Source organism: Dyadobacter sp. 676, assembly GCF_040448675.1.
Lineage (GTDB): Bacteria > Bacteroidota > Bacteroidia > Cytophagales > Spirosomataceae > Dyadobacter.
Genome location: NZ_CP159289.1, coordinates 4,285,601 through 4,308,723 on the forward strand (window position 1 = coordinate 4,285,601; position 23,123 = coordinate 4,308,723).

Below are 23,123 nucleotides of genomic sequence, written 5' to 3' on the forward strand. Positions count from 1 at the left end.
TACATAACTTCGGAAAAAGTCGTAACTTAATATGACAAATTTCGGACGCTATGAAAACAATACATTATCAGAAGTATGAGGAAACTACTCCGCTGAGGATAGCGGAAGAGCCCGAAGTTTTGTACGTCGCCCGTAAGACGATCGACCTGTTTCCTGCGGAGCGTTTTCAAACGCTTTCCGCCAGGTTGCTTTTTACACAACAGGAATGGGCGGATATATTGCACATCAGCGACAGAACTTTACAACGCTATTTGAAAGAGGAAAGACCCTTTGAGGGGCTGTACGCGGAGCATTTGTACCAGCTTGAAAATATGGCCGATCTGGGCCTTGAAGTATTCGGAGATGCAAAGGCGTTTGAAAAGTGGCTTCGCACGCCTCGGGAGGTCCTGGGAGAAACACAGGACTTTTCGACGCTACGCTCTTTCTGGGGCGTGAAGCTAATCTGCAATGAGTTGGGGCGTATGGAGCACGGCGTGTACATATGATTGCGTACCGCCTTGCAGCACGGGCGTATATCAACGATTTGTCCGGCTCCGGGGCGAAGCTGTTTGGCGGACGCTGGAACCCGATCGGTTGTCCATGCATTTACGCCAGCCAAAACCTTTCGCTCGCATTATTGGAAAAGTATGTTCATGCCGAATTCCGGGAATGCATGGAACGCCTTGCATTGCTCCGCATCAGCATTCCCGACGACGATAACCTGGTTTTTCATGTAGACGATCAGCAGTTAAAAAAGACCTGGATGAACGACGTTTCCTATTCACAATGGATAGGCGAACAAATTTTGAGCGATCCTGAAATCATCGCCTTCACTGCGCCATCGGCGATTGTGCCGACCGAAAGGAACGTGATATTGAATCCTATCGCCAAAAAATTCGGGGATATCCGGTTTTGGCCGCCCGTTGATTTTTCAACCGACTTGCGGTTGCTGCGTAAACTTTTAGCAAAACATATTACTTCTTGAAAAGCAATGCCTTAATCGGTTGAATCCGCGTGATAATCAGCGTCGGAATGAGCAGGATCAATGCGGTGATAATGACCGTTACCACGTTTACCATCGCGAAGATACCCCAATCGAATACAATGGGGACGGTATCCATGTAGTAATTGACGGGGTCTAGCGGGATAAGCTTGAACCGGAATTGCAGCCAGCAAAGGAGCAATCCCGCCACATTGCCGATGATCAGGCCACGACGGACCATATCCAGCCCGACCTGGAAAAAGATCATCCTGATTTGCCGGTTCGAGCTGCCGAGCGTTTTCAGCAAGCCAATCAGCGGTGTCCGCTCCATGATCATCACCAGCAGGATAGAGATCATATTGAAGCAAGCCACAAACAGGATCAGCGTCAGGAAGACGGCGGTGTTGCGGTCGAGTAGGATAAGCCAGTCGAATATCTGGGGAAAAATGCTGGTCACTTTTTGCAGATACAGGCCTGGCGGAAGCTCACGGCGAAGCTTCTGCGTGACGAGGTCGAGGTCATGGAAGTCTTTGAGATAGATTTCGTACGTGCCGACCGAATCCGGCCCCCAGCCATTCAATCTCTGGACCAGTCCGATGTCCCCGATGATGAGGTTATTGTCAAACTCCTCCATTTCGGTTTCATAGATACCGGCCACTATGAGTTTCCGGGGCCTCGGCGGGTTCTGGAGCGAATACATGATCACATCGTCGCCCGTTTTCAAGCGCATTTGGGTCGCGATTTTCCGACTGATCAGGATCTGCGAAGAATAACCGTACCTGATCGAGGAGGAATCCTTTCGCCCGATCAATTTGCCCTCCACCAGGCTTTTTTTGAAAGTAACCCAATCATAATCCTTCCCGACACCTTTCAGGATCACGCCTTTGATTTCGTCGGGCGTTTTGAGGATTCCCGATTTATGGGCCACCGCCTGCCAGCGTGCCACTTCGGGAACGCTCGGCAATATTTCGGATACCGGGTTTTTAACGGGCAGGGGGCCTTCCTCGTAGGTGTTACCCTGGGCGAATGCATTTACGTTGATATGCGCGCCGAAGAGGAATATTTTTTGCTGGATGGTTTGTTTGAACCCCAGCAGCACGGCAAATGCGATGATCCCTACGGCGATGCCGATCGCGATACTGGCCACGCCGATCCTTGAAACCGTGGCAGAAAACGATCCTGCCTCGTTATGGCGTATCCGTTTGGCAATGAATAGGGGAAACCGCAAGAGGAATCTGTTCTTTAAATTAGTTGTTGACAAAAATAGGAAAAAACCTTAGCGGTTCGAAAAAGGCATTTTTTTATTAAGTTGCCTGCCTTGATTTACCCCCAAAGACATACCGAATCAGAAAAACATACCACGATCCATGCCATTGATCAAAGTAGCTTCCGGAGTTGTTAACCAGACACCCATGGCCTGGGAGGCCAATACCGGCAATATTATCAACGCGATCAGAGAAGCCAGAAAGCAAGATGTGAGCCTGCTATGCCTACCCGAGCTGTGTATTTCGGGCTATGGTTGCGACGACTATTTTTTCGCGCCCGACATGGTAGAACAGGCCCAACGCTGCCTGCTCGAAATAGCGGAGGAAACGGCCGGAATGATTGTTGCCGTGGGCTTGCCTTTACGGCATAACGGAAGTTTGTACAACACCGCCTGCCTGATTGTCAACAAACAAATCGCAGGCTTTTATTGCAAGCAAAATCTGGCAAATAACGGTATTCATTACGAAGCACGGTGGTTCAGGCCATGGCAGCCGGGCGTAGTGGAAAGTATCGAGGTGAACCAGATGTTTTATCCGATCGGCGACGTGATTTTTGACATCGCCCCGGGGCCGGTATTGGGGGGGGGCGCATGGGGTAAAGATCGCGTTTGAGATTTGTGAGGATGGATGGGTAGCCAATCGTCCCGCGCGCAGGCATTACGAGCGCGGGGTAGACATTATCCTGAACCCAAGCGCCAGCCATTTCGCATTCAACAAATTTATGGTGCGCGAGAAGCTGGTAGTGGATGCTTCCAGGTCATTTTCATGTAGTTATATTTATACAAATCTCCTGGGCAATGAAGCGGGAAGGGCTATCTACGATGGCGACGCGATGATTGCTTCAAATGGCGACCTGCTTGCATCGAGCCCGCGGTTCAGCTATGAGGACTATGTGATTACGACAGCGGTTATCGATACCGAATATACCCGGCTGAGCCAGGTGCAGAGCAAGATTGCGATCCCGCCGAAGGAGCGGACATGGCGCATCCCGGCGCGGTTCGATTTCCCGGAGATAGAGCCTGTATTACCGCAAATTCCCGAAATTGAACCGTTTGAAAAGGGCGGGGCATTGAAGGAGGAAGAGTTTGCAAGAGCCGAATGTCTGGCGTTGTTCGATTACCTGAGGAAAAGCCGCTCGAATGGCTTTACGATATCGCTTTCCGGAGGGGCCGATTCCTGTGCTTGTACCGCACTGTGCGGGTTGATGATCCGGTTGGCGGATGAAAGTATCGGTATGGACCGGTTCAAGCAGAAGTTGTCTTACATTAAGGATGTTCAATCTGCCAAAACGGAGGAAGATCTTGCCAAAGTTTTGATCCATAACATTTATCAGGGGACAGAAAACAGCTCTGTCGACACGCTCGAATCTGCGCAGTCACTGGCGGAATCGATTGGTTCCACTTTTTATAACGTCAATATCAATGGGCTTGTAGAAACCTACAAGGGGCTGATCGAAGACCAGATTGGCCGGAAACTGACCTGGGAACAGGACGACATCGCCTTGCAGAACATCCAGGCGAGGGTGCGTGCGCCGGGGGTTTGGTTGCTCACGAACCTGTCGAATCACCTGCTGCTCGCTACTTCCAACCGTTCGGAAGCTGCCGTCGGGTATGCGACAATGGATGGCGATACTTCCGGTAGCATCAGTCCGTTGGCTGGCATCGACAAGCATTATTTGCGGCAATGGCTCCGCTGGCTCGAGACAGTAGGGTGTGAAGTAAAAGGCAAGCACATCCGCATTGAAGGTTTGAAAAAAGTAAACAGCCTGCAACCCACCGCCGAGCTGCGGCCTCTCGCGCAAACGCAGACGGATGAGGCCGATTTGATGCCTTATGAATTTTTGAATGACCTGGAAGGACTGGCGATCAGGGACAAAAAGTCGCCTCTCGAATCGTATAGAAACCTTTACGTACGCTATAAGGCTGTTTACAGCGCTGAACAACTGCTCGGCTGGACGGAACGTTTCTTCAAGTTATGGAGCCGGAACCAATGGAAGCGGGAGCGTTACGCGCCATCCTTCCACCTCGACGACCGAAATCTCGACCCGCGCTCCTGGTGCCGCTTCCCGATATTGTCGGGCGGATTTGAAAAGGAGCTCGCCGAGTTGAGAACTTACGTGAACGGCGCCGGCGTGCAGAACGGGAGGAAGCGGATCGGGTTTTAGTAATAGCAAACATATTTCGTTACATTTATTGAAATAATAATTTTGCCGGCCATCGCTACATTAAGCGTCGAAGTCGAAGATAAGGACTCAACTTTTTACAGGAGCTTCCGGCGAAATTTCCGTTCGTGAAAATCAATGAATAGATGCGGGAGATTCCGACGAAGCCTATCCGTGCCAACGTAAGGGAAGGAGTCCGCAAACTGTCTTTGGTCGAAGCGGGAAGTTAAAAACCCGTTCGGCGCGAACCGGCTACTCACGGAGATTCCTGATAAATCGTGATCTCAGATCTTATTCAAAAACCGGATTCCTGCCTGAAAGCCGACCCATCCGTAAACTTTATTGGAACCGTCGGGCTTTTGCCCTATCCAAACAGGTGAAAGCCCTTTTTTCCCTTCCGGGTTAATCAAGCCTGAGTGTTTGCTGAAAAAGGTATTCAGCGACGGGCCTGCAAAGAGGGCAAACCGCGAACCGAATTTCTTTTCCATTCCCAGCGCAAACCTGACAAGTCCCTGGCTGATGTCATCGGCGGCATTGTGCTCCAGTAACACCAGGCTACCGGTGAAATCGGCATTGGCGCTCCAACCTTTGCCGAGTTTTTGAGCAGTCCCGAAACCGTACCCGATCGTGAACAGCGGTTTGTCTTTTGCCAGGCCGCTGAAACCGAGATTGAAAATATTATAAAACCGACTGACACCGGTTTTGAATGCGGTATTGAAGTAGTTGAACTCGTCGGTGGAGAATTCGTAGCGACGATACCCATTACTATGCACCCAGCTGAACAGCCCGAACGGAACGGTGGCCGTAGAGTCGGCGTAGTTGACTGCCCCGATCTGGTGGCCCTTCCTCACCGTATGGGCATAGTTGTAACCGGCCGAGAACTGATAGCCGTGCAACTCGCCTACGACTACATTGCCTACACCGGCGACTTGAAAACCGGTAAAGTTCCGGCCTGTGTAGTTAAGCAGGTGCGTACCCTGGAACCCCCTGAAATTGCCCAACGTCATATTCACAACGTGGGCATATTGGAAGCCCGTCACATCGTTCCCTACCACATTGCCGACACCGGCAAACTGGAAACCGGTAACATTGCCCCGCACGACATTAAGCAAACTGCCGATTTCGAGTTTCGACACGCCCAGCGAATAACCGGCGATGAGGTTAACCGAATATTCGTTTACGATATTACCGCTCAATCCATGGTTGGTTCCCAGAAATGGCAATATGGATGCCTGAAAGGAGGTGTATAGCGTGTCTTCGATGTTGCGGGTGTGAATGGCCTGTTTGGCCGATGCAAATGCGCTGACGAATTTATTCTGGACGTTGCGGTACCGTTTCCGGAGGGTTTCATAGTCGGCCCATGTGATTGCATTTCCGTTTGCCGAACTGTCCGCAAACAGGGTGTCGCGGGGCAAATCTGTTTTTACGACTTCGAATTGGGGAACTGCCACCTTGTGATGCAGCGAATCCACCTGCACGGGCGTGTGCGTGACGACTCTACCCGAGATTGGCCTCAGCGTATCGGGATTGAGCGAAATTTGTAAGTAAGTGTCCTTGCGGGTCGGGATGGGAATGGATTTGCCGATGTAATCTTCTTTTCTCACTTCCAGCCGGAGCGAAGGCCGCGATGCCGGAAGCCGGATTTTATAGTACCCATATTGGTTACTGACCGCCGAAGCCAGCGTCACCGACTCATAAATACTCGCATTGGCCAGCTTTTTACCGGTTTTGTTATCGATAATGTAGCCGTCCAGGTCGAAGTCCTGCGGCTCCTGCGGCTTGTCGGTCCGGGTGTTTTTTTGGAGGATAATATAGCGTCGCCGCTCCTTGAATGTAACCTTGTCTTTAAAAATAGCATTTAAAATCTCCCTGACGCTCTGATTGACGGCCTGGATCGTTACGCGGCTTTTGATGTCGATCATATCGGGGCTGTACGAAAAGCTGAAACCACCGAGATCGCCGATTTTCTGCAACGTCTCGTCGAGCGGCAGGTTTGTCACTTTCAATACAATGCGCTTTTCCAGTAACTCCTGCGCCAGCAGATGGCTCGGGAGCAGAAAAATGCAGGTACACCAGAAAGCAATTCTGTAAAGTAGTTTCAAAGCAGATAACTTGGATTTTATTGGCAGCCGTTTCCGTCGAGCCAGTACACTTTTCCTTCTTTCCGAAGATCGAGGTCGAGGGTTTCGGCGATAACCGACAATGTTGCGTCCACCGGCTCTTTTTCGAAGCGGATCGTGAGCCTGCATTGCGCAATTTTGTCGTTCGACAGCCTCACATCGACGTGGTAGCCGTCGCGGATAGAGCTGACGACGTCTTGCAGGTCGGCCGCATTGAATTCGTAAACCTGCGTGCGGTAGCCCATCAGGTTCATGTTGGCTTGCAGGCTGCGAATGGAGTCTCTCAGGACTTCCGCGCCTTGCCCTTTCACGAGTTCTACCTGGTGTGCGTTTTTGGTTACCCGTACTTTCCCGGTCGCGACGTCCACCCGCACAGGAGCCTCCTTATAAGCTTTTACATTGAAAGACGTACCCAATACCCGGATTTCGGTGCCATTGGCCTGAATCACAAACGGGTGTGCGGCGTCAGGTTTTACGTCAAAAAACGCTTCTCCCTGCAATGAGACCGTCCGCAGATCGCCTTCGAAGTTTTCGGGGTAGGTAAGTCTGGAATTGTAATTCAGAAACACTTTGGTGCCGTCGGGAAGAGTCTGTTCGGTTGTATTATTGGCGGTAGCCACATTTACCGACTGAGGCGTTTTATCGGCAATCAGGAAGAACCATCCGAAAGCCATCACTAATATGGCGATCATCGCCGCTGCCCAAACAGTCACTGGCAAGCGGCGTTTCCGTACTTCGGGCCTGAATTCGATCGTCTTGGCTTCCCTGGCCGATACTTCCCCATTTGACGACTTCCCGGCGGGCACTTCGGATGTCGGGTCATTGGCCTTCCCTGCAGCCATTTTTCCCTTCATTTTATTCCAGGCAGCGTCCGTATCGACCTTTATGCCGCCTTTTTTCATAGCGGCCGTGTGGTCCCATATCAGCCGGTAGGTCGCAAGTTCCCGCGCATTGGCTTCCGATTCGGCGAGCCAGGCTTCTACTTCTTTTCTTTCGGATTCCGAGGCGGTGTCGGCCAGGTAACGTGCTAACAGTTCCTCCGATATGTTTGCATGAGATGAGTTCATGGTTACGATCTGATTAACTGTTCAACAATGCTGCAACACAACCAAAGCGTCACCGGCAGGTAATCCGCCAGTTCCGCACGCAGGATTTTCAAAGCTTTCCCTATCTGATTTTCCACCGTTTTAATGGATATTCCCAACTGATCTGCGATTTCCTGATATTTCAATTCCTCAAAACGGCTAAGCCTGAATGCCTTCTGGCATTGTTCCGGCAGGGCGCTCACCGCCTTCTCGATGCGCTCTTCCAGTTCGCCTGCGTGGATTACTTCTGTCACCGATTCGTACGACTGGCTCGAAAAGTACATCGTGTAATCCTTATGTGCCTCACGGACAGTCGCGTGTTTGAACCGGTTGAGACAGTGGTTATGCACGGCCCGGTACAGATACGATTTCAGTGAAAGTGTGATTTCGAGCTCTTCCCGCTTTTCCCAGATCGTCAGAAAAACCGTTTGCACGACTTCTTCGGATTCTTCTTCGTCTTTGAGCATGGTGCACGCGTAGCTGCACAACCGGGGATAATACGTACGGAAGGTTTGCTCAAAGGCCTGTTCATCGCCCCGCCGTATCGCGCTGACTATTTCTGGGTCGGAAGAGTACACCGTTATCTGTTTTTGATTTTCGGTCAAAAATAGATAATCTCTTTCGATTAGCGGTTCTTGATATAGAAGAGCGGTCATTTGGAATGTCCTTTGGAATGAGACAACTTGTTCCCTGTTTCCCCCTACGAGAAATTTTATTTTTTTGAATAGGGGAATTTCAACGGGCAGTTGTCCTAGCCAAAAACGTCTTTTAGCTATGAAACAAACATTCCTTAAACTTTCGATCGCCCTTGGTATCGTCTTTGCTTTCCAGTCTTGTGTTTACATTAATAAGGATGAAGACATTCCACCGCGAGGCGAAACAACACGCACTTATGATTTCCGCAATTTCGATGAGTTGGAAGTAAGCGACGCAATCCGCGTCCATGTGGTTGCCGGCTCGTCATTTCATGTCGAGGCTACCGGCGAGCGCAATGATCTGGACGATCTCAATATTTTCGTGCAGGACGGCAAGCTGACGGCCCGTTACAATAATTCGTGGAGAAAGCGGCAACGAATGGACATCGACATCACAATGCCTGATCTGGCCGGCGTGGATTTTTCGGGCGCGGTAAATGCAACGATCGACGATTTCGAAAATCTGCCAAGCATTGAAATTGAGCTCTCGGGGGCGTCCCAATGTGATTTTGAAGGAACCGGAACTACATTGAAATTCGACATTAATGGAGCTTCCCAGCTGAATGCGTTTGGAAAAATGAAGTTTCTCGATGGCGAAGCTTCCGGGGCGTCCCGGCTGAACGCGTTCGAGCTGCAAACGGAAGAATCGGATCTGGATGTTTCCGGCGCGAGTAATGCCAAAGTTTGGGTGACACGTCAGCTCGACGTGAAAGCCAGCGGTGCAAGCAATGTTCGTTACAGGGGCAATCCCAAAGTCGAAAAGGAAGTCACTGGTGGGAGTAGTGTTCGTGCCGAATAGGTTTTTCAGGGGATCATTCCGTATTTAGCCCGGGCCTTCGCTTTCGACATGCCGTCGAAATGCCACCATTCCGTGGTATTGACCTTGAATCCCACCTGGGTCATCACTTTTCTTAAAAGCTGGCGATTCCCGATTTGTTGGACCGTCAGCTTGCCCTTTTTCAGCATTTCCTGTTCGGAGCGGGGATAAGCCAAAGGACCGAAATAGTCGAATTTAGTTCCCATATCGAGCGGCACCCCTTTTTCATCAACCACAGTGAGATCGACAGCGCACCCGAAATTATGGTTTGAACCGATTTTCGGATCGGCTACATATTGTGTTTTGCTGCGCGCCGGGATTTTCAAATGATCCAAGGCGTTCCAAAGGTCGTACTGAGCGGAATTGGGACGGGCGGCATCGTATACGAGCAATCTGTATCCGGGTTTCTCTTTTTTCAGCAATGCATTGGCTTTGGCTAGTCTTTTGGCCATCTCCGGTTGCAGGTACGCGCGCGCGAGTTCGCCATACACGTCGCGGCCTATGAAATTGTCGGTAGTGGAGTATCTCAATTCGACCTGAATGTCCGGATCGATTTTTTGAATATCTACAAGGCCCCTGTCGATCATTTTTTGTTCGATAAGCGGGAGCGGCCTTGAAGATTGGGCGGCCATTTCAGATGTGACGAGGCTCGTCAGCAGCAGATAAAAGGCAATTTTTAGCATAAAAAAATATCCTTGCAAAGGCTGCAAAGATATTCTTTTTGCCGGATCGCAAAGAATAGGGTTAATACCGTTTGATATTGATGCTGGTGAGTCCGCCTTCATAATGCACAATCACCTTTTTGGATGCGCTGTCGAAATTCGAAGAACGATAGAATCCGTTGCCGACTTTATGCAAACCATCCATGTTTTTTGCATTCAGCGCGCCGTCCATGCGCATTTCACAGCCGACCGATTCGGGGATTTCGAGTGTTACCGAGGCAACTCCGGCTTCTATGTCCACATTGGCCGTAGGCATTTTGTCGCCCAGGCGGATATCCATGTCTGCCACCCCGGTACTTACTTTCAGCTTTTCCACCTTATAGTTGCTGAAATCAAAATCCCCTTTTCCGGCACCGATCCCAAGATCGATATTCCAGACCGGCTTTTCGTTTAGGAGGATTTTCGCCTGATTCGAAATTTCCCCGTTTTTGATCTTGACATCCCCTTCTTCCATTTTTAATGTGACTGTCGCAGAATTGTCCAGCTTATTTACCGAAGTATTGGATAGAAAGCCGACGAGCGTACTTTTGGTATCGGCCTCAAAAAGCTTCGGGGTATTTCCATTCAGTGAGAATGTACCGGCGCCGCCTTCCAGGTTGAAGTGGGCCTTCTGGATAAAATCCTCCATTTCGTACTTGTAAGAGCCGTTGATGGGACGGTTTCTCTCTTTTCCGCGCTCCCTTTGATAGTCGCTGTCCCGGTCGTCATCACCTTCATCGTGATTGTAACCATATTCGTGGTCGTTATCATCGTCGTCCCAGCCGAAATGCCAGTTATCACCATGATCGTCGATGGCCTGGTGTGTTTTGTTGACCACACCGCCTAAAAAGGCGAATGTAATGAGCAGCGCAACGATGCTACCGGAGCCGCGCTCACGGCCCGCAGCCACCAGGATTACCCCGGCAAGGATGAGCAGGACCGACCAGTAGGGCAGGATCATGTCCCAATCGATATTCAGCAGGTTCATACTCCGGAGCAGCCAGAATAAACCGAGAATGATCAGCAAACCACCCCAAACGATGCCACTTGAGTTTTTCATGATCTTAAATATTTGATCGGTTAGTACTGTCGGAATTCAGAAAGTTGCGTAACAACAGCAATCCGCCGGTTACGATGAGTATAATAGGCCAGAAGAAGCGTCCGAAATCGAAATCGGTCAGTTCTTCCACCAGGAACAGCGACCCGGTGACAATGAGGATAACTCCCCAGAAGATGTTTTTGAAATTCATGGCTATTTGGTTTATAGTAAATGCAGGGAGGTTAGTTGACTTTGATGACGTCGTCGTCGCCGCTGTCAGGTTTTTTTAGCTCAGGATCTTCGGGAAAACGCGGTTCTGCCGAAGAACCGGGCGAAAACGGCGTGTATGGCTGCGGGTCGGGACCCGGATTGATCGGGTCGGCCGGAGGAGGTGTCGTAGGATACACCGTCGATCTGTTTTCGTGCTCCTTGTCGCGCTGGCGGAGGATCAGGAAAGCACCCACGGCAATCAGGACGATCGGCCAGAAGTATTTTTTAAACTGGTACCAAACCGGCAGGTCGTCTAAGAGCATCAGGGCACCAAAGAAAATCAGCACACCCCCAAGTATCATCATGGTCTGGTCTGACCGCTTTTTATCGAACAGCGGGTCCGACGGTTTGGAAGGTTCGGCACCGAAAGCCGTGTGGGTGGTGTACACCTCGCCCCCTGGCCCGGTTGGCAGCACAGCCCACAGGATAATGTAAAGCAACCCGGTCATTCCAAAGCCGGGAGGTAATATCGGCAGCGCCATTACTACAAAGAGAACCCGGACGATCACCACGTCAATTTGCAGATACTGAGCGATTCCCGCACAAACTCCTCCGAAAACTGCCTGGTCTGGTATGCGATGCAATTTCTTTTCCATGATTAGTTTAGTATTTATTTGTAATCAAAGGTAGTATGTAATGCAAGATACTGTAAACCGGAAAATTATTATCGGCGGGAGGGCGTGTTAAGCGGATATTTTCAGTGAGAATGTGTTTTAAATGGTGAAAAACGGTCTTATTGCTCTTCGAGCGCTTCGAGGATGTCCATCATAGCGCCAAAATCCTTGTATCCGGGGCGGATTTCCTCACTTCCGCGCAATGCAATACCGATGTTCGGAAGGAGCTCCGTGAGTGCGCTGACTGTGAATTCATTATCGAGCCCGAAGCCTACGAGTACCGGGTAGTCGGCCTCGACGGCAGTTAGTGTCTGCATCCAGGCTTCCGATATTTCCGCTTCTTTATCGCTTTCGAGCAGGAAATGCGTCACTTCGCTTTCATAGCGGCTCAAAATCGGGGCAATTTCATCGGCCTCGTAGATATCGACGCTGATACGCAGCAGAAGCGGCAGACCGACCTCGGCCCGGAGGTAGTTCAGCAAGCCTGGGTCATTCACTTGCACCGCATGCACGGGATATTCCGCCAATGCGGTCAGGATGGCTTCCGGGTCGGTCTTACCCGTCTCCGCCACGAGCGTTACGCCGGCCAGCCAGGAACAGATATCTTCGAATTTTTTAGGAGAAATATAATTGGGGGAATCTTCGTCAATAGAAAAACCGAGCATTTCAACACCCATCCCCGCACAATAGCGCGCATCGGAGAGGTTGGTAACATTGCTGATTTTTACGGTTTTGGTAAGCATTGAAATAATACTATGTATATTGATTATTTGGTTAAAACTTCGTCTTCTTGCAGCAAACCCCGAAGACTTATGTCTGCGTCAAGAATGGTCCAATGAATGCCTGATTCAGATACTGTATATTGGTCCAGATCCCAGTCCTCAGCCTTTTCTAAAAATGGGAAAGATGATAAAGGTTTGGTAATCACTTTTTTATTATTTAGAATAAAAAGTGCCAAATCAAGGTCCCTCGCGAAACCAAAATGGTGGATTTGCAGCCCATTATCAAGTATCATACGATCCAGATCATCCGCAATGTCGATTACATCATCTTCGCCAGCCTCACTAAGAAGAGTTTGAAGCTGTTTACTTATTAAAGGCGTCGTGCCAGTTTTGAATGATTTTTTCATAGTTGCAGACGATTATATCTAAAATGACTCTCATTTCATTTTTCTTAAAACCATGGTTGTAGGAAACCACTATTTCCGGAACCAAAACAACTCTCGCATTACGTTTGCCTTTTTCAACATGAATGCGAATCGGTTCGCGCTCATTCATCCAGAAAAAGAACCGAAAGCCGTTAATGTATAATACAGTTGGCATATCAAAATTAGCTAAAAAGTAGCAGAAAGAACAAAGGCGAAGACTGGTCGCTGGTGCGGCCGGTTCTTCGCCAAGGTTGTAATGAGGAATGTTGAGTCTGCTATTTACTGCGCCGAAAACTTATACTTCGTAGTCGTATGGTAAGTCTCGCCCGGATTCAGCGTCGTGGTCGGGAACTGAGGTTGGTTCGGGGAATCGGGGTAATGCTCGGTTTCGAGGCAGAGACCGAAGCGTTTGGTGAATGTGGCTCCCTTTCCTTTCAAAGTGCCGTCGAGGAAGTTGCCGGTATAGAACTGAACGCCCGGCTCGGTGGTGAATACTTCCATGACACGGCCGCTTTCGGGGTCTTTCACGGTGGCAAATTTTTCCAGGCCGTCGCCGCTGCGTTTCAGCACCCAGCAATGGTCGTAACCGCCGCCCGCTTTGATTTGCTCGTCTTCCACCTTATCTATGCCGGTGCCTACTTTGGTAGGTTTGCGGAAATCAAAGGGTGTTCCTTCTACTGCGCGAAGTTTACCGGTCGGGATGAGCGTCGTGTCTACCGGCACAATGCTATCCGAAGCGATGGTTACCTCATGATCGAGAATGTCGCGTTTCAGGCCGGTGAGGTTGAAATACGAGTGGTTGGTCAGGTTCACGACGGTCGGTTTGTCGGTCGTTGCCGTGTAATCGATCGTCAGTGCATTGTCATTGTCGAGCGTGTAAACGACTTTTACGGTCAGGTTCCCCGGGTAACCTTCTTCCATATCCTTGCTGGTGTATTCCAGTTGCAGCCCTACCACCGAATCCCGGTTGATTTCAGTCGCTTTCCAGAGCACCTTGTCGAAGCCCTTTTTACCACCATGCAATGCATTGGGACCGTTATTGATCGCCAGCGTATATTCCTGGCCATTCAGTTTAAACTTCCCTTTTAGCAATGCGGTTACCGTAGCGTCCCACCAATGCACCGAAGAACGGGTGGCCGCTCAGATAAGGTGGCAATGAGTCGAAACCAAGCACCACGTCCGCCCACTGGCCGTTTTTGTCCGGTGCGGTGAGCTTGGTAATAATCCCGCCGTAGTTGGTAATGTTGACGGTCATGCCGTTGGCGTTGGTCAGTGTGTAAAGGTCAGCCTGCTGGCCGTCGGGAAGCTGGCCGAAAGCCTCTTTGGAGATAGTACTGATCATTTTTTCTTCATTCTTGGTTTTTGAGCAGCTGAAAATGGCCAGGCCGATCAGCGCAGTGAGTAAAAAAAGGGATTCTTCTCATAGTCAAAGGTTAAGAGTTTGTGTAAATGGTCAGGTTATGCGAGGGCGATTTCCTCGGTGCCATCGGTGATTTTCACTCGGTAGCAAGGCAGATCGATTTTGTATTTTTCCAGATAGGCTTGCTTCATTTTGGCTTCAAAAGCATCCACGGCATCTTTTTTCACCAGGTTGATCGTGCAGCCGCCGAAACCGCCGCCCATCATCCGCGCACCTAGCACGGAATCGTCGTCCAATGTCTGGGCAACGAGGAAGTCCAGTTCGGGACAGCTTACCTCATATTCATTTTGCAGCCCGAAGTGGGTTGCGTACATTTTTTTGCCAAAATCGGGGAGATTACCTTGTACGAGCAGGTCGCAGGCGTCCTGTACACGCTGGATTTCCTCGGTGATGAACTTGCAGCGGCGGTACACCACATCGCCCATTTCATCCTTATGAGATTCTACCAATGCCGGCGTGGCATCGCGGAGGCTCAGTATTTTGGAATCATATTGTTGCAAAATAGCCGTTCCCCGCTCGCATTCCTGCCGGCGGGTATTGTATTCCGAACTCGCCAGGGAATGCTTCACCATCGTGTCGCAAAGTACGATCAGGTAATCGTCCATCGGGAAAGGAAAGTATTCATATTCCAGTGAACGGCAGTCGAGACGGATTACCGATTCCTCCTTTCCGAATGCAGAAGCAAACTGGTCCATAATGCCGCATTGCACGCCCACATATTCGTTCTCAGCTTTTTGGGACATTTTCACAATGCTGAAACGGTCGAGGTTCAGCCCGTAGATCTCATTCAATGCAAACAGCAGGCAGCATTCCAACGCCGCCGACGAGGAGAGTCCGGCACCTACCGGCACATTGCCGCCGAATGCCGCCTGAAAACCGCCGATCTTCAAACCCCGCTTCTGGATTTGCTCCACAATCCCGATCTGGTAATGCGGCCAGGACTTTTCCGGTTTGGAAAGGTCGTCGAGTGAGAACGAATACGTCTGATCGAGGTCGGCGGCGTAGAGGATCACCTGGTCGTCTTCGCGCGGGGCGACGACGAAATACACGGCCTTATCGACGCTCGCCGGCAGTACGAAGCCATTGTTGTAGTCGGTATGCTCGCCTATGAGGTTAATGCGGCCCGGCGAGCGGAATACCCTCGCGGTTTCGCGTGTGGCGGTGCCAAATTTTAAAAAATATTTGTCCTGGATACCTTCTGCGATATCGGTTTCTGTTAGTAACATTTCAGTTTCGGTCGGTTTAATACCCTTTTACAAGGTTCACTTCATTGGCGATGGCCGCGCCGTTCTCTATGGCCAAAATATTGTTCAGAAATAAATCTACTTTACCCATGTGCTCATTTTTGTGACCGCCACCGGTATGCTGCGTCAGGACCACATTGTCCATTTGCCAAAGCGGGCTGTCGGCGGGCAGCGGTTCAATTTCCGTTACGTCGAGCACGGCGCCGTCGAGCTTACCCGATTTCAACGCTTCGATCAAAGCATTTTCATCGGTTGTACTACCGCGGCCTACGCTCGCATAAACGCTTTGGTCCTTCATGACCGCGATAAACTCCGCATTCACGAAATGATGCGCAGTTCCCGGTAAAGTGTTGATCACCAGGTCGGCATGCGGCAATTCATCGAAAAGATCTTCCTTGCTGCGGAGATCGGCCTCCTGCGATGTACGTGCCATCAAATGCGTGGTGCAGCCCAGTCCTTTCAAAATCGCATTCACCGACTGGCCTATCGTTCCGGCTCCCAGCACGATCACATTCTGTTTGTGCAAAATTTTCAACTCGGCCCGGAGCGGCGTTCCGATCCATTGTGTTTTTTGTTTCAAGAGCGTCAGCCTGTCGATACCGCGGTATAGCGCCAGCACGCCACCCACGATCGACTCGGCGCACGGCCGCGCAAACCAGTCGCCCATATTGGCCGTTTTGACGTGGTCGGGAATAGCGACGGACGAGTATTGATCGAACCCGGCCGAATCGAGTTGCCAGAATTTCAGATTGGCGGGAATGTTTTCGAACCAGGCTACGGGCGGATTGCCCAGGATATAGTCGGCCGTGGCGAACCAGGCTTTAAGTTCGTCGGTGCCCGCCGATTCGGTACGGAAATGGATCTGATGCTGCGGGGTAAGCGCTTCGCTGAGTTTGGCGTTGAGCGAGCCGTCGAGTAAGGCGTGGCAGTATATGATCATCTATTGTTTTTGTTTAAAGAAGCAAGGTAAAATGATTTACCTGTAATATCTGCTAATCAGACGGCGAAATGGCCATCTATCCTCCACAATTACCACCTTTCAAATGCTTTTCAGGATTTTCGCGGCGCGCGACGCAAATGCCGGTTGTTCAAACGCAATCGAATCCTCGATCTGCGCCCGAAGCTCTTTGCGGATTTCGGGATAGATTTTGGAAAGATTGAAGAGAATGGTCAGGCAAAACGCCCGTATCGCCACCGCTACCTGGCGGTTACCGATGATTCCAAACGTGGCGTCCATCAGTTCACCATGAAATTCGTCTGGAATGGCGACGTCCTGCAAAATGCGGGCGCTGTTGCGGATAATGGCATCGTGCACGTCGGTCCGCTTCAACTGGCCGATCAGCACACCGATGTAGGGCCCGATCAGCCCGGGCTGCAAATCGGTGGCGATACTCACGCTGTAAGCCGCCCTTTGCGCCAGACGGTACTCGTCCGACTCGAAGCAATGCATCAGTTCCCTGAATGCTTCGGGGGAAGTGCAGGCGTATTCGGCGACTTTCGTGGCCTTCCACTTTGACTGGTGAGGATCGGCCAGCAGTTCATGACGGATATCCATCTTCTTTAAGGCTAAAAGCAAATGCCCCACGCTTTGGCGGGGCATTTGCGAGTATGTTCAGCGTATCAATTATTTGATTTCACCCACCATATCCTCCGGTTTTACCCACGCATCGAACTCCTCCGGCGTGAGGTAACCCAGCGCCACAGCCGTTTCTTTGAGCGTTGAGCCGTTCTTGTGAGCGGTCTGCGCGATTTCGGCGGCTTTATAGTAACCGATTTTCGTGTTCAGGGCAGTGACGAGCATCAATGAGTTGTTCACGTGCTTTTTGATATTCTCGTGCAATGGCTCGATACCTACCGCGCAATTGTCGTTGAACGACACGCACACATCGCCGATCAGACGGGCCGAATGCAGGAAGTTGTAAGCCATCAGCGGTTTGAATACGTTCAGCTCGAAATGGCCATTGGAGCCGCCGATGCTGATCGCGACGTCGTTACCCATTACCTGTGCCGCTACCATGGTCATGGCTTCGCATTGGGTAGGGTTCACTTTACCCGGCATGATGGAACTACCCGGCTCATTATCAGGGATATGGATTTCGCCAATGCCCGAGCGCGGGCCCGACGACAGCATACGGATGTCGTTACCGATCTTCATCAGGCTCACCGCCACGGTTTTCAATGCACCATGCGCCTCCACGATCGCGTCGTGCGCCGCGAGCGCTTCGAATTTGTTTTCGGCGGTGATGAATGGCAGGCCGGTAAGCGCGGCAATGTGGCGCGCGACGTTTTCGGAATATCCCGGAGGGGTGTTAATGCCCGTTCCGACCGCGGTACCGCCCAGTGCCAGCTCCGAAAGGTGCGCCAGCGAGTTGTTGATCGCCCTCAGGCCGTGATCGAGCTGGGATACGTAGCCGGAAAACTCTTGTCCCAAAGTGAGCGGCGTAGCGTCCATAAAGTGCGTACGCCCGATTTTAACGACATTTTTAAAGGCTTCGGCTTTCGCTTTCAAAGTATCGCGCAACTTCGTAATACCCGGAATGGTCACGTCCACCAGGATTTTGTAAGCCGCAATGTGCATGGCCGTTGGATAGGTGTCGTTCGACGACTGCGACTTGTTCACGTCGTCGTTCGGGTGCAAAAACTTGGTTTTGTCGGTAAGCTGACCGCCTTGCAGCACGTGCCCGCGATAGGCAATTACCTCGTTGCAGTTCATATTCGATTGCGTTCCCGAGCCGGTTTGCCATACTACCAACGGGAACTGGTCATCGAGCTGGCCGGCAAGGACCTCATCGCAGACCTGTCCGATCAGATCGCTTTTTTCTTTGGGAAGGACACCCGCTTCAAAGTTGGTAATAGCGGCGGCTTTTTTCAGGTATGCGAAGGCCTTGATGATCTCCTTCGGCATTTTATTGATATCCTGTGCGATAGGAAAGTTCTGGATCGAGCGTTGTGTCTGGGCGCCCCAGTATACATGGGCAGGGACCTGCACTTCGCCCATCGTGTCTTTTTCTATACGGTATTCCATTATTTGACGTAGAATGATAATGTAAAATGAACAATGCGCGGTAAAGTTAGGATCGGGTTTGCAGTTTCTGGAGTTTTTTATGGATAAATGTTCATGTCTGAAAAAAAGAATGTTTAGATTGACGCACCGAGATCCTAAACTCCGCTTTTCATGATACCTAAAATCAGCATTTACCCCGATTACGCACTGATGAGCTCCGCCGCTGCCGAGCGAGTAATCGATCTGATGAACCACAAGCCCGAATCGGTTATTTGCTTCCCGTCGGGTAGTAGTCCGAAAGGTATGTTCGATGCATTGGTAGCCGCGAATCAGAAGGGGCGTGTCGACTTTTCGAAATGCATTTTCGTCGGCCTCGACGAATGGATTGGCCTCGGCGCCGGCAACGATGGCAGTTGCCGCGACCTCCTCGACCGCGATTTCCTGAAACCTGTCGGTCTGCGCCCGGACCAGATCGTCTTCTTCGACGGCAAAGCCTTCGATCCGCAAGCCGAATGCGACCGTATCAATAAAATCGTCGAGAGCCTCGGAGGCCTCGACCTTATTATATTAGGCGTAGGCATGAACGGCCACCTCGCCCTCAACGAGCCCGGCACACCCTGGGATACTTACGCCCACATTTCGGAGCTCGATCCGGTGACCGTCGAGGTAGGGCAGAAGTATTTCAAACAGCCGACCAGCCTCACACGCGGCATTACCGTCGGTATCCGCCACATTCTGGAAGCGCGTTCGGCCATTCTGTTGGCTTCCGGCGCTGCAAAGGCACCGGTTATCCAGCGGGCATTGGCATTCCCCGTTTCCAAAGATTTTCCAGCAACGGTTTTGCAGAATCATTTGAACGCGGAGTTTATTTTGGATGCGGATGCTGCGGAGTTGATTTCGTAACATATTTCCCTAAATCCGGGTTTGCGAAATCACTTTTCCGGCCAGCATTTCAAGCCTGATTTAGATATTTTATCCTAACGCAACCAGTAATTTTTCTCCACTTCACTTAAATCAAGGTGCGCTTTCCTGCGCAATATGCATTCCGCCTAAATTTGACGCAGTTCTTTGTGAACGCCCGTCAATCGGGGTGGTGGTTTTTGCTTTTGGATCCCTCAGCCAAAATCAAGCAAAACAAAAAGGAACCGTGTGCAATTCACGGGCAGTCGTGCTACTGTAAGTATCCGTCCTGATGTTTTCAGGACCCGTTTTTACCCTCGCGTCCCATTGCAGCGTCCCGGCGCTTCGAGAAGGGCGGTAGAAATGATACGAGCCAGGAGACTTGCCATCACCCTCAATGGCTTCCCTCTCACGGGTGGAGTGTAGTCAAGCATTGATTTACCACATTTTATAGCGTACCACAGGCTCCCGGCCGGTTCGGGGGAACTGTATCTGTTCGTTTCGCAGGGTAGCCGTGTGTTACCGCCATGGAATGAAGTACCGGTCAGCGTTCGCAACAGGCGTTTGCCGGGATGGGAGGGTGTTTTCACAGGGTTTTTATTAACTCTTTAAACACAAAAAGTTATGTTGTCACACAACCTGGGCTACCCGCGCGTGGGAAGCCTTCGCGAACTCAAAAAGGCCAACGAACAGTACTGGGCCGGCGCGATCGACCGCGATGCATTGCAGAAAGTCGCGCGCAAAATCCGCCATCAGAATTGGGAAACGCAGCAGCATGCGGGCATTGGCCTTATTCCTTCCAACGATTTTTCGCTGTACGACCACGTCCTCGATACGTCGCTGATGGTAGGCGCGATTCCCGGGCGGTACCACCAGCTGCTCGACGGGAAATCCAATAAGGAGCTAGACCTTTATTTCGCCATGGCCCGTGGTTACCAGAAAAACGGGCTGGATATCAACGCGATGGAAATGACGAAATGGTTCGACACCAACTACCATTACCTTGTTCCCGAGTTTGTGAAAGACCAGAAGTTCAAGCGGTACTCCGAAAAGGTGCTGCTGGAATTCGAGGATGCATTGCAAAAAGGCATTCTCACCAAACCGGTGCTGCTTGGGCCAGTTACCTATTTGCTTTTAGGCAAAGAAAAGGAGGGCGGTTTTGAGCGGATCGACTTGCTGGACAGTCTTCTACCTGTTTATATATCCATATTAAAAGAACTCGCAGCGAGAGGTGCCGAATGGGTGCAGCTCGACGAGCCAGGGCTCGTGCTGGATTTGAATGAAAAGGAAAAACTCGCATTCCTGAGCGCTTATAACCAGATCCGGGAGACGCTTCCGAAGCTGCGCATTCTGGTAACAACCTATTTCGGGCCGCTGGAAGATAACCTGAGCATCGCTACCGTATTGCCGGTGGACGCATTGCATATCGACCTTACGCGCGGTGCGGAGACCTTGTCGCAAATCCTGGTGGATGAAGTATTCACGGCATCAACCCAAAAACTTTCATTAGGGGTGGTCGACGGCCGGAATATCTGGAAAAACGACTACCGAAAGTCGCTGGAATGGATTCAAACGGCAGCGAATGTACTGGGAGAGGATCGGATCTGGGTCGCACCTTCCTCGTCGCTGCTCCATAGCCCTTATGACCTGGACCTGGAAAGGAACGAAGCGGTGCTCACGCCCGAAATCAAAAACTGGATGGCGTTTGCCAAACAGAAACTGGCAGAGGTAACGACATTGGCGAGGCTCGCCGGGACCGATTATTCGAATGACAGCGCATTTCTGGATAACCAAAAAGCCATCGAAAGCCGTAGAACATCAGCGTTGATCCACAAGCCAGCTGTAAAAGCACGGGTTAGCGAAGTGCGTGAATCGGATTTTAACCGACAGAATACATTCGCCTTCCGGCAGGCCATTCAATTGGAAAAACTCAAACTGCCCTTGTTCCCTTCCACGACGATCGGCTCATTCCCCCAAACCGACGAGGTGAGGCAGCTCCGTGCGCAGTTCAAGAAAGGAGCATTGACTTTGGATGAGTACGAGGCCCGCATTCGGGCGGAAATCGTGGATTCGCTGCGCTGGCAGGAAGAGTTGGGCATCGACGTGCTCGTACATGGCGAGTTCGAGCGGAATGATATGGTGGAATATTTCGGCGAGCAGCTCTCGGGTTTTGTTTTTACCCAAAACGGCTGGGTGCAGAGCTACGGTAGCCGGTGCGTGAAGCCGCCGATCATTTACGGCGACGTCGAGCGCGTGGAGCCTATGACGGTGAAATGGTCGTCGTTCGCGCAGGCCAACTCCACGAAATTGGTGAAAGGCATGCTTACGGGCCCGGTAACGATCCTGCAATGGTCGTTTGTGCGGGATGACCAGCCGAGAAAAGACACCACATTTCAGATCGCGCTCGCGATCCGCGACGAGGTGGTGGATCTCGAAAAGGCGGGAATCAAAGTGATCCAGATCGATGAGCCGGCCATTCGCGAAGGGTTACCATTGCGGAAACATGCATGGAAGAGCTACCTGAAATGGGCGGTGGACGCGTTCCGCCTGAGCGCCGCGGGCGTGGCCGACCAGACGCAGATCCACACGCACATGTGCTATTCCGAATTCAACGACATTATCGACTCCATCGCGGCCATGGACGCCGACGTAATTACCATCGAAACGTCGCGTTCGCAAATGGAACTGCTCGACGCTTTTGCGCAATTCAATTATCCGAACGAAATCGGGCCGGGTGTGTACGACATTCATTCGCCCCGCGTGCCGACAGTCGACGAGATGGTTTTCCTGCTGGAAAAAGCGTTGAAGGTAATCCCTGCCCGCAATTTGTGGGTGAATCCGGATTGTGGTCTGAAGACCCGCAAATGGCCGGAAACCGAAGCGGCTTTGCGTAACATGATTTCCGCGGCTAACTTGCTGCGCGAATCGGTCGAAGTCGCGGGATAGCGACGGTCGTTTGTGGGCTGGTGTGGTCATTTATTGTCAGGTGTTGTCAAGTGTCGTCAGAGGTGAAAATACCTGACTATTATCTGACCATACCTGACAATAAATGACTACCCCTGACCACTCCCGACTATCCTTGACACCCCTGACCACATCGAACCGCACTCCTGTTATCAATACATTAAAGCATTTATTTTGACACTCGAAGAAAAAATCACCGCCTCGGAAACACGCGTTTTTAAAACTGTTTTCCCTAATAACACCAACCATTACGATACTTTATTCGGTGGTACCGCCCTGTCGATGATGGACGAGGTCGCTTTCATTGCCGCCACGCGGTTTTCAAGATTGCGGTGCGTAACGGTTTCTTCCGACCGTATCGATTTCACACATCCCATTCCTGCGGGGACCATTATCGAGCTTGTTGGCCGGGTTGAAACGGTTGGGAATACCAGCATGAAAGTCCGGGTCGACATTTTTGTCGAGAAAATGTATGAAGAGAGCCGTGAAAAAGCGGTGACCGGAATTTTTACATTTGTGGCGCTCGATGAGCATCATAAGCCTACCAGAATTTTGTAGCGTTGTCATTTGGCTGCCACGTCGGCGAACGGGGAGCCCGACGCTATGCTCATGAGATTGCATAATTTATCATACGGCACCACTTGTTGTAGTAAATTAGGGGCACATTCGAAGTGGTTCAGAATTAGCGAATTAGAATTAAAGGCATCATTGAAACT

General features: G+C 51.0%; 21 protein-coding genes, 2 pseudogenes and 1 riboswitch. Of the genes and pseudogenes, 7 read left to right on the plus strand and 16 right to left on the minus strand.

Annotated elements, in window-relative coordinates:
• Positions 1 to 50: 50 nt before the first annotated feature.
• Together ABV298_RS19235 and ABV298_RS19240 are read left to right on the plus strand one after the other, a co-directional pair.
• The gene (locus ABV298_RS19235; RefSeq protein ID WP_353717802.1) at positions 51 to 485 is read left to right on the plus strand and encodes an antitoxin Xre-like helix-turn-helix domain-containing protein; all 435 of its coding nucleotides are present in this window, start codon (positions 51 to 53) and stop codon (positions 483 to 485) included.
• Complete coding sequence (locus tag ABV298_RS19240) at positions 482 to 964, plus strand: RES family NAD+ phosphorylase (RefSeq protein ID WP_353717803.1); 483 nt, start codon at positions 482 to 484, stop codon at positions 962 to 964. Before ABV298_RS19235 ends, ABV298_RS19240 begins: the two co-directional genes overlap by 4 nt.
• Here the strand turns inward: ABV298_RS19240 and ABV298_RS19245 are convergent.
• Complete coding sequence (locus ABV298_RS19245) at positions 954 to 2,189, minus strand: FtsX-like permease family protein (protein WP_353717804.1); 1,236 nt, start codon at positions 2,187 to 2,189, stop codon at positions 954 to 956. The genes ABV298_RS19240 and ABV298_RS19245 overlap by 11 nt on opposite strands.
• A gap of 139 nt (positions 2,190 to 2,328) precedes the next feature.
• Between ABV298_RS19245 and nadE the strand changes: the two are divergent.
• A pseudogene (gene nadE, locus ABV298_RS19250) lies at positions 2,329 to 4,390 on the plus strand (NAD(+) synthase).
• A gap of 281 nt (positions 4,391 to 4,671) precedes the next feature.
• Here the strand turns inward: nadE and ABV298_RS19255 are convergent.
• Genes ABV298_RS19255 through ABV298_RS19265 form a run of 3 tightly spaced genes read right to left on the minus strand, consistent with a single transcriptional unit; the run spans position 4,672 to position 8,197 of the window.
• A complete protein-coding gene (locus ABV298_RS19255; RefSeq protein WP_353717805.1) occupies positions 4,672 to 6,489 on the minus strand; it encodes an STN and carboxypeptidase regulatory-like domain-containing protein in 1,818 nt (605 codons plus the stop codon).
• A gap of 17 nt (positions 6,490 to 6,506) precedes the next feature.
• Positions 6,507 to 7,574: a FecR domain-containing protein gene (locus ABV298_RS19260; RefSeq protein ID WP_353717806.1), complete on the minus strand. Its 1,068-nt coding sequence runs from the start codon at positions 7,572 to 7,574 to the stop codon at positions 6,507 to 6,509.
• Positions 7,575 to 7,576: 2 nt separating this feature from the next.
• Positions 7,577 to 8,197, minus strand: coding sequence for an RNA polymerase sigma-70 factor (locus ABV298_RS19265; protein WP_353717807.1), 621 nt, complete (start codon positions 8,195 to 8,197; stop codon positions 7,577 to 7,579).
• A gap of 169 nt (positions 8,198 to 8,366) precedes the next feature.
• On the opposite strand from ABV298_RS19265, the gene ABV298_RS19270 reads away from it, so the two are divergent.
• On the plus strand, positions 8,367 to 9,086 hold the full coding sequence (locus tag ABV298_RS19270; RefSeq protein WP_353717808.1) for a head GIN domain-containing protein: 720 nt from the start codon (positions 8,367 to 8,369) through the stop codon (positions 9,084 to 9,086).
• A gap of 5 nt (positions 9,087 to 9,091) precedes the next feature.
• Here the strand turns inward: ABV298_RS19270 and ABV298_RS19275 are convergent, their stop codons facing one another.
• From ABV298_RS19275 to fumC, 12 genes and pseudogenes are all read right to left on the minus strand, one after another.
• Complete coding sequence (locus ABV298_RS19275; protein ID WP_353717809.1) at positions 9,092 to 9,787, minus strand: M15 family metallopeptidase; 696 nt, start codon at positions 9,785 to 9,787, stop codon at positions 9,092 to 9,094.
• A gap of 61 nt (positions 9,788 to 9,848) precedes the next feature.
• On the minus strand, positions 9,849 to 10,865 hold the full coding sequence (locus ABV298_RS19280; RefSeq protein ID WP_353717810.1) for a hypothetical protein: 1,017 nt from the start codon (positions 10,863 to 10,865) through the stop codon (positions 9,849 to 9,851).
• Between the two features lie 4 nt (positions 10,866 to 10,869).
• A complete protein-coding gene (locus ABV298_RS19285) occupies positions 10,870 to 11,055 on the minus strand; it encodes a DUF5668 domain-containing protein (protein ID WP_353717811.1) in 186 nt (61 codons plus the stop codon).
• Between the two features lie 31 nt (positions 11,056 to 11,086).
• Entirely contained in the window at positions 11,087 to 11,710 is a 624-nt protein-coding gene (locus ABV298_RS19290) for a PspC domain-containing protein (RefSeq protein ID WP_353717812.1), read from the minus strand.
• Between the two features lie 137 nt (positions 11,711 to 11,847).
• On the minus strand, positions 11,848 to 12,471 hold the full coding sequence (locus ABV298_RS19295) for a hypothetical protein (RefSeq protein WP_353717813.1): 624 nt from the start codon (positions 12,469 to 12,471) through the stop codon (positions 11,848 to 11,850).
• 23 nt (positions 12,472 to 12,494) lie between these two features.
• Positions 12,495 to 12,857, minus strand: coding sequence for a DUF2442 domain-containing protein (locus ABV298_RS19300; protein WP_353717814.1), 363 nt, complete (start codon positions 12,855 to 12,857; stop codon positions 12,495 to 12,497).
• Complete coding sequence (locus ABV298_RS19305) at positions 12,814 to 13,050, minus strand: DUF4160 domain-containing protein (protein WP_353717815.1); 237 nt, start codon at positions 13,048 to 13,050, stop codon at positions 12,814 to 12,816. The genes ABV298_RS19300 and ABV298_RS19305 overlap by 44 nt, the downstream gene beginning before the upstream one ends.
• 104 nt (positions 13,051 to 13,154) lie before the next feature.
• Positions 13,155 to 14,299 (minus strand): annotated as a pseudogene (locus ABV298_RS19310) (aldose epimerase family protein).
• 34 nt (positions 14,300 to 14,333) lie between these two features.
• The gene (locus tag ABV298_RS19315; RefSeq protein ID WP_353717816.1) at positions 14,334 to 15,521 is read right to left on the minus strand and encodes a galactokinase; all 1,188 of its coding nucleotides are present in this window, start codon (positions 15,519 to 15,521) and stop codon (positions 14,334 to 14,336) included.
• Positions 15,522 to 15,537: 16 nt separating this feature from the next.
• On the minus strand, positions 15,538 to 16,479 hold the full coding sequence (locus ABV298_RS19320) for a D-2-hydroxyacid dehydrogenase (protein WP_353717817.1): 942 nt from the start codon (positions 16,477 to 16,479) through the stop codon (positions 15,538 to 15,540).
• 99 nt (positions 16,480 to 16,578) lie between these two features.
• The gene (locus tag ABV298_RS19325; protein ID WP_353717818.1) at positions 16,579 to 17,139 is read right to left on the minus strand and encodes a hypothetical protein; all 561 of its coding nucleotides are present in this window, start codon (positions 17,137 to 17,139) and stop codon (positions 16,579 to 16,581) included.
• A gap of 24 nt (positions 17,140 to 17,163) precedes the next feature.
• Entirely contained in the window at positions 17,164 to 18,564 is a 1,401-nt protein-coding gene (gene fumC, locus ABV298_RS19330) for a class II fumarate hydratase (RefSeq protein WP_353717819.1), read from the minus strand.
• Between the two features lie 150 nt (positions 18,565 to 18,714).
• Between fumC and ABV298_RS19335 the strand changes: the two genes are divergently transcribed.
• From ABV298_RS19335 to ABV298_RS19345, 3 genes are all read left to right on the plus strand, one after another.
• On the plus strand, positions 18,715 to 19,446 hold the full coding sequence (locus tag ABV298_RS19335) for a glucosamine-6-phosphate deaminase (RefSeq protein ID WP_353717820.1): 732 nt from the start codon (positions 18,715 to 18,717) through the stop codon (positions 19,444 to 19,446).
• Positions 19,447 to 19,620: 174 nt separating this feature from the next.
• A riboswitch (cobalamin riboswitch) is annotated at positions 19,621 to 19,848 on the plus strand.
• Between the two features lie 219 nt (positions 19,849 to 20,067).
• Complete coding sequence (gene metE / locus ABV298_RS19340) at positions 20,068 to 22,389, plus strand: 5-methyltetrahydropteroyltriglutamate--homocysteine S-methyltransferase (RefSeq protein ID WP_353717821.1); 2,322 nt, start codon at positions 20,068 to 20,070, stop codon at positions 22,387 to 22,389.
• 192 nt (positions 22,390 to 22,581) lie between these two features.
• Positions 22,582 to 22,965, plus strand: a complete 384-nt coding sequence (locus tag ABV298_RS19345) for an acyl-CoA thioesterase (RefSeq protein WP_353717822.1) — start codon at positions 22,582 to 22,584, stop codon at positions 22,963 to 22,965.
• Positions 22,966 to 23,123 lie beyond the last annotated feature (158 nt).